The organism is Viridibacillus sp. KH_047 (assembly GCF_057838945.1).
The window spans coordinates 2,600,339-2,613,261 of the sequence record NZ_CM174479.1; the positions used below are offsets into that span (position 1 = coordinate 2,600,339).

Here is a 12,923-nt window from a genome sequence, read left to right on the forward strand (position 1 = left end):
TCTCCTATTGAAAAAATTTTATTATATCCTTAATCTTAAAACCCTAAAACATACATCAAGATGATATGAACAACTAACAATGTTAAAGCTATAGGCGCTTGTGCTTTAATGACTGCGTTTTTATCTTTCATTTCTAGCAATACTGCCGGCAGCATATTAAAGTTTGCCGCCATTGGTGTTAATAATGTTCCACAGTATCCTGCTGTAAGAGCAAGCGTTCCACAGATTAAAGGATCTCCACCAATGCTGAATACGAAAGGTACACCAATACCAACCGTGATAACAGCGAATGCCGCAAATGCATTACCCATGATGCTTGTAAATAATGCCATACCGATACAGTATGTTGCTACCCCAATCAATGCGTTACCTGTCGGGATTACGTTTGAAATAATAGAAGCAATTTTATCGCCTACTCCCGCAGTTGTAAATAACACACCTAAAGAAGCTAATAATTGAGGAAGAATAGCAAATGACCCAACTGATTGGAATGTTCTGTTTGAATCCGCCAACAGCTCTTTCGGTGTTGCTTTAGTGATGATGAACGTCAGCGCTAAAGCACACAATGCTGAAATACCGATAGCAACCGTTCCCGGGAAGCCCGTGAAAGATGCTACAAGCATCGCGATGATTGCGATGGATAGAGATGGGATGAAGATTTTCACCCCTAATTTTTCTGCTTTTATATTCGCAAATGTCTCATCTAATTGCTTTAACGTTCCAATATTGATTTGCTTTGTTGCTGATAACATAGCAATCACAACGACTAATACACCGACAATCGTACTTGGAATATAATTTCCTAGAATGAAAATAACAGCAAGAATCCCCCAGAATAAAGCTGTACCGATTCTTGTTTTATGGTTCGTATCTTTGATTGTGAATACCATTGTGATACCCATGAATAAACCGATGATTATATAAAATATTTCTAATAACAAATTAGAGATTTGTGTAATATCCATTATTGATCACCTCTAATTTTTTCATTTTCTTTAGTAGCATATTTTTGCTTAAGCCTTTTATCAAATAACATATTTTGAATGACCCACAGCACAAATGAAATTACAGCTACTGGAATTGCCACTTTGACAATTTGCAGTGTATCAACCGGCATGCCGAGTCCTTCTAATGTAGAAGCAATTAAAAGTACACCTGCATTTGCCATGAATATGTTTTGTGCAAAGAAGTTACCAATATTATCAGATGCCGCAGAATACGCTCTAATCTTTTCCATATCTTTTTCTTCTACTTTTTCTCCGTACTTAGCAATAGCTGCTCCTTCAGCCATTGGGCTAACTAGAGGCCGAACGAATTGCGGATGTCCGCCAAGCGTTACCCCCATTCCAATCGTTACTTTTCTTATTAAAGTATAGCCGCTCAATAGTTTACCAACCGATAAGTTAGTTGCTTTCTTAATGAGCATAACTGCTTTAGCCTTCAATCCATATCTTTCACACAAACCGATAACAGGAATTGTGATCAAAAATAAACATGTTACACGATTTGATACAAAGGCTGATCCCAGTGTATCCAATATTTCAACAGGATTCATCTTTGCTACTAATCCAGTAGAGATACCGGCTACAATTACTACTGCTATAGTATCTAGCCTTAAGGCAAAGCCTACTATGATAATTAAAATCCCTATTAATTCCATAAACTACTCTCCTACTCTATGAATAAATAACTATGTTAAAATATTTTTAATCATATTATATAGTCCAACCTTTCAAATTGTAAATAATTTAGAGATAGCAGTTTTTAGCATCTTTGTGACTTAAAGGAGGAAAATGAAGTCAATTTCTATCGTATATTGAAAAATGCGTAAGTGCCTTATCTTCTCTTTTATCTATAACTATTTCCATTAGATAGCCTCCTAAAATAATTTTAATAATTAATTCTTACTATTTTCATATGGTATTAAATAATTTATCCTATAAATTCACTATGTAGGGGGTACATCGAACAGGAAAGATGATTTTCCGTAAAGCGCTGGAAATGGGGGTGATTAAAAAAAATCCAACAGAGTATCCTTATCTGAAAAAAGATAAAAAAACAATTGAACAATTGGAGGAAGAAGAATTTCCTAAATATTTTGAAAAAGAAGAACTTGCTCTGTTTCTTAAAACCGCGAGGGAAAAGGGGCTTGAATTAGACTACTTGTTGTTCCTTATTCTGTCATATACCGGAATCAGGATAGGAGAATTAGTTGCTCTTAAATGGAAAGATATTGATTTCAGAAACCATACGATTAGCATAACTAAAACCTATTACAATCCCACTAATAATACTTTGGAATATCAGTTAGTTACACCAAAGACTAAAAAATCATGACGGAAAATCATTGTCGATGAAGAAGTAATAGACGCTTTGACGAAACATAAAAATGTTCAAGATGAAGTTATCAAGCGGTTAAGGGATGTTTATCATAATGAAGGCTTTATCTTTGCAAAATTGGACCGACAATATGGTTATCCCATTATTATCAAGACAGTCCAAAGCAGAATGGCAAGGCTGCTTAGGATTGCAGATCTAAACCCTGAGTTAACACCACATTCATTAAGGCATACACATACTTCACTGCTTGCCGAAGCTGGTGTTTCGCTCGAACAAATTATGGACAGACTCGGACATTCCGATGATCAAATCACAAAAAATGTCTATCTACATGTTACCCAAGAAATGAAAAAAGAAGCTTCCCAAAAGTTTTCACAACTCATGAGAAGCCTCGATTATAATCCTCTATGTTAGCAAAATGTTAACATTTCACTTTCACCTTACATACAAACCCTTATATATCAAGGGTTGCAGCGATTTATTACATCATGCCGCCCGTGAATTGAAAGTGTGTAACATCGTTAACGAGAGGTTCAAAAAGTGCTGTAAATCAACGTTTTGCTTGTTACGTTCTGTAACATCTTTAACGGGGATTTACCGCTTTTTATGGGATTGCGTTAGCAAAATGTTAGCATTTCAAGCAGATAATCAGTCACCGTTGTTCACACGCTCAACATGCCTTGAGTAGACAATAAGTATGCTATAGGTACCTGGTGGTCCTTGGCAGAGATAAGCGGCTTTCTTAATATATAGAAGTTTTCAAGATCTTTTGAAAAGGACACTCAGGCCTTGAAATTTATAAAAAACTTCAAATTGACCCGAAAGTCCTTGAATAATACAGGCTTATCTTCTTATCTAAGATGAAAAATAAAAAGAGATTTGTACATGAACAAATCTTTAAAAGCTAAATTACTTTTTTAAATATAACTTCACCTTGTTTGATGGTTTCTAGTACTTGAATATTTTTGATTTGATCCACTTCTACTTTGAGTGGATTTTTATCAAGTATGACTAAATCTGCATATTTTCCTTTTTCTAAACTTCCTTTTATATCTTCTTCAAAATTTTGATAAGCCCCATTTATTGTCACTGCACGAATGGCATCCATAACAGAGATTTTTTGCTCTTCTCCTAATACACGCCCTTTTTGAGTTTGTCTATTGACTGCATTGTGAATAGCAAGGACTTGATTCGGCATTTTTACAGGTGGATCTTGATGCAAAGTAAAGTTTATTCCTCTTTTTAGTGCAGAGGCTGCTGGTGAAATTCGGTTGGCCCTTTCTGGCCCTAATACAGACTCATAGTGATAATCTCCCCAGAACCAGATATGGTCTAAAAAGAAGGTTGGTATAATCCCAAGTGCTTTCATCTCATCTAGCTGGTCTTCTCTTACGGTTTGGGCATGTACCATCACAGGTCTTAAATCTTGTTGTTTCCCTGTTTCTTTTAATGCCTCATTATAACATCTAATAAACTGATCTGCTGCTGCATCTCCGTTCGTGTGCACATTAACCTGAAGGGTTCTTTCTATACAACCTTTGAAATAGGCTTTTACATCTTCATCTGTCTGTGTACCATAACCACAATAATCTTCATCTTGTCCTTTAGGCGCTTCATAATACGGCTTCGTTAACCACGCAGTTTTGCCTTGTGGCGAACCATCTAACCATGTTTTCCCACCAAGTAATTTAAAGTGATTCATATACTCTCGTTTGGGTGTGCCCATATCTGTTAATAAGTCAAAAGTTACTTGTTGTACTGCATGTCCTACAATATCTATTTTAAGTTGATTTGCATTTGCTGCTGCCATTAATAATTCATGTATATTTTTATCTACACTTGCATCTTGGGCTGTTGTGATACCATACCCTGCATAAATATCTTGAGCTTTGGAAATGGCATCCATCAAGGCTTCAAAAGAAGGACCAGGTATAAGTTTTTTCTTTTCCGGGTCTAAACAAGCACTTTCTTCCAAAATCCCATTAGGTTCTTTAGAGTCAGGTGCTACTGTTCTTACGACACCTCCTTCTGGAACTTCGTAATCTTCCCCTACATACCCCAGCTTCTCTAACGCAGCACTGTTGACTACAGCCAAGTGTCCTGATGCATGGGTGATAAACATAGGTATTTGTGCTGATACACGGTCTAAATCAAATTTTGTAGGATGCGCTTCACCTTCAAACTTTGTATTGTCATAACCAAACCCAATAATCCATTCTCCTTCTTTAGGAGGGTTATTGTTTAGTTTATCTTCTATAATCTTTAATATTTCTTCCTTTGAACTACACTCACTAAAATTTATAATCGTTAATGTCTGTGCAATAGCAACAAAATGTCCATGCGGATCAATAAGTCCCGGTAACATTGTCTTTCCATTAAGATTGATTTCTTTAGTATTTTCATCTGAAAGTGCACGTATGTCTTCCGTACTTCCCACTGCCATAATGAGACCATTTTCTATTAAGATGGCCTGGGCCACTTCATTGTTTGGATTGACTGTAATAATATCTCCATTGAAGTAAATTATTTTTTCCATTCCTAGTCCTCCCATTCGCTATTCAGTGATATAGTTTTTATTTTTATTTTTGTTTTTAACTTTTCTTATAGATATTAAAAGTAGTGCATATCCGATAACAGTACATACTAATAACGTTATCCAACCTGCACTAAAGCCAAAATTATCTGCAACCGCACCAAACAAAGTAGAGCCAACGGCAAAACCACAAGCGAAGAATATTTTGATAATGCCCAGTTTTACGCTAGCATCTTTTTTACCAAATACGTCAGATGCCATATAAGCCGGTGCTGACATGAAAGAGAAAACATTTAAGCCATAGGCAATTGAAAAGATAAATGCAAGTCCATGTGTATTACTTGCCATTAATAAAGCGATTATAGCTATTGCTTGAAGCACGAAAGAAATAGTCATTGTTTTAAGTGACCCAATCTTATCAAACAAAGCACCACCAACAACATTGCCAAATAAGCTAAATAAGGCAAATGTTGATCCTAATGTTCCTACTAATGTAGGACTCATCTTTAATTCACCTGTAAAATAAGTAGCATATTGGGTACTAAGTGCTGAAATACCTATAGAAATGATGGCAAAGGCCGCTCCAAATATCCAAAAAGAACTGGTTTTTTTAACCTCTGCTATACTTGGTCCTTCAAGCTCAGCTGCCTCTTCTTTTACATCTGCAGTAACTTTTTCAACTTCTCCCTCTTTAGGCAATCTAATAAATAACAGTATGACCGGCAAACTACATACAAGTGCAACTAAACCAAAAGCAATGTAGCTATAAGTAACACCCTTATTTGCTAACATCTGAGAAGTGATTTGTTGTAAAAATATATTTCCTATAGAACCACCAGCAAAGGCCATACCTAATGCTTTACCTCTACCTTCTTTTGGGAACCAAGTGTTTATCACATAAGGAACTCCAAGACCTGAAAATATTCCACAACCTATTTGCAAAATCGCTGAAAACAAATAAAACTGAGGTAAGCTGGTTGCGAAACCAAAAGCTAAAAAGCCAAGACTAGATAAAGTAGTACCTATTATAAATAAAAGTTTTATATTGACTTTTCCAAATAATTTACCAAAAAAAGGTGAAAATACTGCTGCTGCTATAGCACCAAATGTAAATATTAGTGAAAATGACGCAAGTGAAAAATTGAATTTCTCAATAACATATGGAATAAACAATGGTTGAATATTTTGTGCTATACCAAATGGTACTGCTTGCAGAAACATACATACAAATACCATAAAATATTTCTTTTTGTTACTTCTAATGGTGTCCATTTTTCATCCTCCAAAACCTTATTTTTGTATTTATGTTGAAATCAACCTTAAATTTAATTTTGGTTCTCTCTTTAATTCATTTTCATAGTTTTTCCTAATCAATTAATAAAATACTTATTCAGTTAAAAAACCATCTTCACCATACGAACCGACATTACTAGAAAATCCAAAAGGCCACATTTATACAAAACCGATGGAGCAATATCAGATAGCTGGAAATAAATTTTTCAACGAAAAAGAGTAGTGTCAGATTTAGGAGAGCTTATTATGAAAATAATACGTAGCTATGCCCCATCGGAGAATGCTGTAAATGTTCAAAATATTATTCAGGATCTCTTATTAATCGAAATAGAGTGGCTTTTCAATGAAAACCAATCAAAAGGTGATAATAAATCTTTTATCTAAAAAAGAATCTAGGTTGTGATTCGATTGAATAACCAAAAAAAATCAGCTCAATAAGAATTCTAATTTTGTTATTAAATTAAAAAAACTAGAATTAGTGTAACTTTTAGTCGGGCGACGAAGTGGATTTCCCCGCTTCGTCTTTTTAATTTTCTCTAAAAATAATTTTGTTAAAACTATTAAAATTAGCGAAATCATAAGATATTATGAATCCTGAATTAACCGGTAATTCAAATTTAATAACATAACCACTATAAGCGAAGACCGCAGGTTGCATGTTGTTATCCCTAGAGATAACCATGTTCTGCGGGCTTCATTTTTTTGGAGGAACTTCAATGGAACAAGGAAAACTAGATACAAACTGGAAGAATAGATTACTAGATACATGCGAAGAAGTCGGCGTTTCAAAAAAGGTTATCGAGCGCTTCTTTGATTTCTATGTAAACGAAAGGAGGATTCAAGATGCAAAACTTACTACACCTTTTAAAAGAACTCAACGTACCACAAATTGAATCACGAGTTATCATCATGCCCATTGATAAAACAGTAGATAAACCTTTAATTCAATATCAGCAGCAACTTGATTTAGATATTAAGCAAAAAGACTAGTATAAAATCCTGCCCCCCTGTCAATGATTTTAGTAATTGAAAATGGGAGGATCAGGTATGCTACGTAATCCAAAAATTAAGGTAACGTTCAATGAGGATTTACAATCGGAGTCTTATTTTTTAATAAAACGATTGATTGAGAAGATACTCATAGATCAGTTAGAGCTAGATTTAAAGTTAAAAGGTAATTTATTAACTAGCAGTAAAAACATAATTGAAAAGGAGTAAATGTAATATGCAAGTTCTACAATATATTGATTATAAAAATTTATATGATGACTTTATTATTTACCCGAAAGGTTTATCTCCATGTTACTAATGAAATGAAAAGAGCGGCCTCTGATAAATTTAGCAATTTGATGAGTAATCTTATTTGAAAGCAAAATTAAGGTATATTAAACAATTCTATTATCAGTAATATGATTAGGATAAAATCAATAAATTTAGGCAAATTCATATTGCCCTTTACCGAAGTCACCTTTAATGGATGGACAATCTTGCATGACCCTTATTTTTAGAGAATTATATATTCTAGTTTCTAGATATATAGCCTGTAGGTATACATTCATGACTAGTAATTTCAGTAGCAATTGAATAAATAAATTGATTAGAGCTAATCGAATGAATTCAGTTAATAACCAGTTATGTGTCGTATTATGAAAGTATTTTTGTAGTAAATCTGGCTTATATCTAGATAACTCACTAAGCCTATGCATTGAAACATATATAAATGTAAGTGGATTACTATTTATAACTGTATGTCTAGTGCTAGGTTTAGGATTCAATTAAATGTACCACATTCTACTGCTTCCATAACTTAACTGAACATACCACCTAAGATTATGATGATTTTTCAGCAGTCTTTCTGCTGTATTATCACCTTTGAATCTAAAGTGTTTATATTGAATTACAAGCTCTTCTTTTTCTTTAACATCAATAATAAACTTATCAGGAAGTTGCATTAACTGATGAACCTTGTTAAATTGTGCATCTACCTTCACTGTATCCCACCAATCACTTCTGTCGACTCTTTTTACATAACAGTATTTTTTTATAGGTAGAAAAAGATCATCACGATTATATGCTCGATAGATGAATGCCAAATTATAAAAAATCTCACGTAATGAATACTCTTCATTTTCGCCCAAATTATCTTCCTCTTGGAATTATTAACTTTCAAAATGGGCATAATGTAATTTTGTAACACAATTATAATGAAAGTGAGGTCTTTTGATGAGATGAAAGGACATATTTACAGAAGAGGATGCAAGTGCAAAAAGAAAAAATGCACTTGTGGTTCCAAATGGGCTTTTATGATTGATACCGGAATAGATCCAGTTACTGGTAAACGCAAACAAAAGGGAATAGGAGGTTTTAGGACTAAGCAAGAAGCTGAAGCAGCCGCGGCAGCTCTTATTCATGAGGTAGAAGAAGGAATGTATGTAGAAGAAACTAATCAAACGTTCAGTAACTTTTCAAAAGAGTGGCTTACGATCTATAGAGATTCAAAAGATGTAAAACCAGGAACGATTCGTGTGAGATTACATGAAATAGGCAAATTGATGCCCTATTTTGCTCTTTTAAAATTAAAGGATATCACAAGGAAGAGGTATCAAGATGCTTTAAATGATTTAAAAGCACAAGGCTATTCTGATAACACTATGGAGGGGGTACATCGAACAGGAAAGATGATTTTCCGTAAAGCGCTGGAAATGGGGGTGATTTAAAAAAATCCAACAGAGTATCCTTATCTGAAAAAAGATAAAAAAACAATTGAACAATTGGAGGAAGAAGAAGTTCCTAAATATCTTGAAAAAGAAGAACTTGCTCTGTTTCTTAAAACCGCGAGGGAAAAGGGGCTTGAATTAGACTACTTGTTGTTCCTTATTCTGTCATATACCGGAATCAGGATAGGAGAATTAGTTGCTCTTAAATGGAAATATATTGATTTCAGAAACCATACGATTAGCATAACCAAAACCTATTACAACCCCACGAATAATACTTTAGAATATCAATTAGTTACACCAAAGACTAAAAAATCACGACGGAAAATCATTGTCGATGAAGAAGTAATAGGCGCTTTGAAGAAACATAAAAATGTTCAAGATGAAGTCATCAAGCGGTTAGGGGATGCTTATCATAATGAAGGCTTTATCTTTGCAAAATTGGAACGTCACTGTGGTTATCCCATTATTATTAAGACAGTCCAAAACAGAATGGCAAGGTTGCTTAGGATTGCAAATCTAACCCCAGAGTTAACACCACATTCATTAAGGCATACGCTTGCCGAAGCTGGTGTTTCACTCGAACAAATTATGGACAGACTCGGACATTCCGATGATCAAATCACAAAAAATGTCTATCTACATGTTACCCAAGAAATGAAAAAAGAAGCTTCCCACAAGTTTGCTCAACTCATGAGAAGCCTCGATTAAAATCCTCTATGTTAACAAAATGTTAACATCACACTTTCACCTTACATAAAACCCAGTCATATCAAGGGTTCAAGCGGCTTATTACATCATGCCGCCCATATATCCCCTTATGCCCTACTAAATTAAAACGCGAAGCAATCCCTGTCACATGAGTTCTGTTCCCTCTACTGTGGTTCGTTTCATTGTTGTTTCTTTCTTTCATTCGCTACGTTTGCGGATCTCTTATTTTACTACAAGATAAGTTTTCTTCACAAAAAAATAAAGTAGAACATAATATTTTTTAATAACCTATCAAGTAAATTTTCCGTGTTATTTCAATGCGTTACATAAAAATTGTAAAGACACTTCATTAAATTTCACAGCTTGATCTACATTACATACATGACCGCTATCTTTTAAAATTACTAATTTACTTGATGATTGCTTTTTCACTAATCGCTTAACTGGTTCTAAAAATACATAATCCTCGTCTCCCATAATATATAGTGATGGTATCTTTGTATCCTTTTCATTAATTTTCACTAAATATTTTGCGACACCGCCTGTTAATGTTAACCAACGTAAAAATTCTCTATTCTTAATTTTTTTTGCCTCTTGAATAAATAAATGGCGTGAAGACTCATGGGTTTTTCTCGGCATTAAAATCCATGCGAATAATTTATATAACCACATAAACGGAATCATTTTTTTAAACGTATTGGCTATACCAAGTAAAAAATGCAGTCTAGGTGTAATACGTATCACAGCACCTGCTAGCAACATCGTGTGGAAACGTTCTGGATTCGTTTCAGCTAATTGACGAATTAACATCGTCCCTAGTGAAATTCCTACAAAATGAGCCTTTTCAATCTTTAGTGAATCTAGCACGTCTAGTATATCCTGACTAACTAAATCTAGTGTATATTTAGTCGGACTGTTCGTAATCATACAATCACCATGACCTCGGAGATCGACTACCAACACATTAAAATGCTTGCGATATGCTCGAATTTGCTTGTACCAAATTGTCGAGCTTCCACCAGCTCCATGTACTAAAACTACCCATTCTTTGTGTTGTTGGCTATATATTTTATAATGTAACAAGTACTTCTCATCCTCTGATTATTTAACTTATACTATCATTACGAAAAGTAGCACGTAATGGTTTCATTTTTAGGTATATTTCTAGGAACTTTGATATTTTTTTGCTACACATATAAGGCACTTAAACAGATTTTATTGTTTAAGTGCCCTTTACTTTATGTCGTATATACAATATCTCCGCCATCTTCATGCCACTTTTGCTTATGTAGAAACTTTTCATTTCCCATCCTTTTCTAACGTATTCTCAAAAAATGAAAAGCGCCTAAAACCCCTGATACTAAAGGATTTTAATCACTTTTCAGGTGGTTCAAAAATATTCTATCTCAACCTTGAAACGTAACAGGCAAGAAAGTGCTCTTTCTCTCCATATATCTACTTCATTTACTTGAAATGCCCTTCAACAGAAAGGACTTTGTGTTGTTATGCATACTCATCCAATCATACCTAGCCTTCTATGAAGTTCGTGTTCGTCAGACCTGAGATTTTCCACCCACTTCCTTCAGATTCCTCGTCACCACGGACACCCTTTTGCATGGTTAACCACTACTTCTGCCTTCGCGGTTCGGGACTTACACCCTATAGATTACGTCCATTCTAGGCGCACTAAAAATAGCGAACGAATCTTTTCGATCCATTCGCTATTTTTTATAGAGTAGATTATTTAATTTTATAATGTGAAATTTAATTAACGCGTTAAGTTATATACTTGTGTTCCTTCAAATGGTGAATATATTGGACCATCAGAGTTAATAGTACGTGATAGTATAATGCTATTATCTTTTAATTGTATTGTTCCGCTACCAGTAGCTCCTGCATAACCATCATTAAATGAAAATACCGCATATCCCTGATTGTCCAATGATACAGTTACTGAATAATCACTAACTTCACGACCTTTATAGGTATGTTCAAAAACTTTAACAATAAACTGATTATCTCTTTTACTAAGATTTAAAGACATACCACCATTTTCTATAACATTACTATTACTCTCCCACTCTCCAATGTACTTATTAAAGTTTGGTGTTACGATGGGTTCTTGTTTTGTAGATGTTTGCTCTAAACTTTTTGACAAATAAAGCTCCACAAGCTCATAGGAACGAGCTTTCGTATATTCTACAAGCTTATTTGCTTTATCTATACTTGCCATTGTCCCACCTTCATTTTCTAAACCTGCCTCTTCTACTGCTGAATCTCGCTCTTTAATCCATTTTCGCTGATTCAAACGGAGTTCATTAAATTTTTCTGTCGAGAGGTTCTTTTTAATATCCCCATAAAGCTCATTTAACAAATTATCCCATGCAATATATTTTTGATTTAACTCTTCTAAAATATCCGTTGTGACTCCTGAATTACCCATTGTATATGTTGCTACTAGGTTCTCAACATTAATTAATTTTTGCTTGTAAGGATTAGTGGTTTCAATAGCTTGTACTTCTTTTGGTACTGTCTTTTCTTCTACTGATTTTTCTACTATATTATTTCCGCGTGTATAATCATGTAACTTCCATGCACCATCTTCGTACATTAATTCGCTAATGTCTTCCCGTACGAAGCCGGATAGAGCATCATCAATATTTGCTATTACCTGTATATGATTGAGCCCTAATGTTTTTACTTCAATTTTAGTATATTGTGGGTCGCCCGGTAAGAATATATTTTCACATCCGTAACATAGTTCGTAAATAGTCTTTTTTAATTTACCTTCAACAAACTGTTTTGTAGCATATTGGCGTAGAGTTGGGGTCATCTTCTTATAAATATCTTCGGTCATCCCAGTCCTAGCGACATCATACTTTACATCCATTTCCTCAGATTTTTTAAAAATAGATTTTGTAATCACAGCTAGTAAAGTTTTTATTTCTTCTTCAGTTGGTTCCACAATTGCTTCTTTTACTATTGTGGTTTCCTCCATAATTGGTGCTTCTTCCTTTATACTCTCTTTTGAATCACTATAGAATACAAATGCAATTCCTATGCTAGTAATCACAAATAAAATACTACCAGCAATAATCAAATATTTATTAATGTTCGTCATTTTATCTCTCCTAATTAACTCGGTAAGACTTTTAAGGATCTATACCAAATATATACTTGCAGACGAATACCGAGTTACAATTTAAACAATATAAATCCATTCCTTCCCAACAAAAGCCTTAAAATAATACTATGAATCACACAAAAATACTATATTAAAATATAAATATAATAAAAAAATAATAACTTAACAAAATTATAATAAATAT

At 34.0% G+C, this 12,923-nt stretch carries 11 protein-coding genes and 2 pseudogenes; 5 read left to right on the plus strand and 8 right to left on the minus strand.

Annotation, left to right across the window (positions count from 1 at the left end; genetic code table 11):
* Window positions 1-35 precede the first annotated feature (35 nt).
* Together AC3IS5_RS12880 and AC3IS5_RS12885 are read right to left on the minus strand one after the other, a co-directional pair.
* Window positions 36-965 (minus strand): DUF979 domain-containing protein, encoded by a 930-nt coding sequence (locus AC3IS5_RS12880; protein WP_489424777.1) that lies wholly within the window; start codon window positions 963-965, stop codon window positions 36-38.
* On the minus strand, window positions 965-1,660 hold the full coding sequence (locus tag AC3IS5_RS12885; protein ID WP_489424778.1) for a DUF969 domain-containing protein: 696 nt from the start codon (window positions 1,658-1,660) through the stop codon (window positions 965-967). Before AC3IS5_RS12885 ends, AC3IS5_RS12880 begins: the two co-directional genes overlap by 1 nt.
* A gap of 341 nt (window positions 1,661-2,001) precedes the next feature.
* Here AC3IS5_RS12885 and AC3IS5_RS12890 point away from each other — a divergent pair.
* Window positions 2,002-2,754: pseudogene (locus tag AC3IS5_RS12890) on the plus strand (site-specific integrase).
* Between the two features lie 490 nt (window positions 2,755-3,244).
* Here the strand turns inward: AC3IS5_RS12890 and AC3IS5_RS12895 are convergent.
* Together AC3IS5_RS12895 and AC3IS5_RS12900 are read right to left on the minus strand one after the other, a co-directional pair.
* Window positions 3,245-4,876, minus strand: coding sequence for an amidohydrolase (locus AC3IS5_RS12895; protein WP_489424779.1), 1,632 nt, complete (start codon window positions 4,874-4,876; stop codon window positions 3,245-3,247).
* Between the two features lie 18 nt (window positions 4,877-4,894).
* Window positions 4,895-6,145 carry a conjugated bile salt MFS transporter gene (locus AC3IS5_RS12900; RefSeq protein WP_489424780.1) on the minus strand — a complete coding sequence of 417 codons (1,251 nt, stop codon included), beginning with the start codon at window positions 6,143-6,145 and terminating at the stop codon, window positions 4,895-4,897.
* 267 nt (window positions 6,146-6,412) lie between these two features.
* Between AC3IS5_RS12900 and AC3IS5_RS12905 the strand changes: the two genes are divergently transcribed.
* The 3 genes from AC3IS5_RS12905 to AC3IS5_RS12915 all read left to right on the plus strand — a co-directional run bounded on the left by AC3IS5_RS12905 (window position 6,413) and on the right by AC3IS5_RS12915 (window position 7,384).
* Window positions 6,413-6,550, plus strand: a complete 138-nt coding sequence (locus AC3IS5_RS12905) for a hypothetical protein (RefSeq protein ID WP_489424781.1) — start codon at window positions 6,413-6,415, stop codon at window positions 6,548-6,550.
* Window positions 6,551-7,009: 459 nt separating this feature from the next.
* On the plus strand, window positions 7,010-7,156 hold the full coding sequence (locus AC3IS5_RS12910) for a hypothetical protein (RefSeq protein ID WP_489424782.1): 147 nt from the start codon (window positions 7,010-7,012) through the stop codon (window positions 7,154-7,156).
* 57 nt (window positions 7,157-7,213) lie between these two features.
* Window positions 7,214-7,384 (plus strand): hypothetical protein, encoded by a 171-nt coding sequence (locus AC3IS5_RS12915; RefSeq protein ID WP_489424783.1) that lies wholly within the window; start codon window positions 7,214-7,216, stop codon window positions 7,382-7,384.
* 215 nt (window positions 7,385-7,599) lie between these two features.
* Here the strand turns inward: AC3IS5_RS12915 and AC3IS5_RS12920 are convergent, their stop codons facing one another.
* Together AC3IS5_RS12920 and AC3IS5_RS12925 are read right to left on the minus strand one after the other, a co-directional pair.
* The gene (locus AC3IS5_RS12920; protein WP_489424784.1) at window positions 7,600-7,941 is read right to left on the minus strand and encodes a YaaC family protein; all 342 of its coding nucleotides are present in this window, start codon (window positions 7,939-7,941) and stop codon (window positions 7,600-7,602) included.
* Window positions 7,942-8,304, minus strand: a complete 363-nt coding sequence (locus AC3IS5_RS12925) for a hypothetical protein (protein WP_489424785.1) — start codon at window positions 8,302-8,304, stop codon at window positions 7,942-7,944.
* A 90-nt stretch (window positions 8,305-8,394) separates the two neighbouring features.
* Between AC3IS5_RS12925 and AC3IS5_RS12930 the strand changes: the two are divergent.
* Window positions 8,395-9,594 (plus strand): annotated as a pseudogene (locus AC3IS5_RS12930) (site-specific integrase).
* 309 nt (window positions 9,595-9,903) lie between these two features.
* Here the strand turns inward: AC3IS5_RS12930 and AC3IS5_RS12935 are convergent.
* Both AC3IS5_RS12935 and AC3IS5_RS12940 read right to left on the minus strand, forming a co-directional pair.
* The gene (locus AC3IS5_RS12935; RefSeq protein WP_489424786.1) at window positions 9,904-10,677 is read right to left on the minus strand and encodes an alpha/beta fold hydrolase; all 774 of its coding nucleotides are present in this window, start codon (window positions 10,675-10,677) and stop codon (window positions 9,904-9,906) included.
* A gap of 685 nt (window positions 10,678-11,362) precedes the next feature.
* Complete coding sequence (locus AC3IS5_RS12940; RefSeq protein WP_489424787.1) at window positions 11,363-12,715, minus strand: lysozyme inhibitor LprI family protein; 1,353 nt, start codon at window positions 12,713-12,715, stop codon at window positions 11,363-11,365.
* Window positions 12,716-12,923 lie beyond the last annotated feature (208 nt).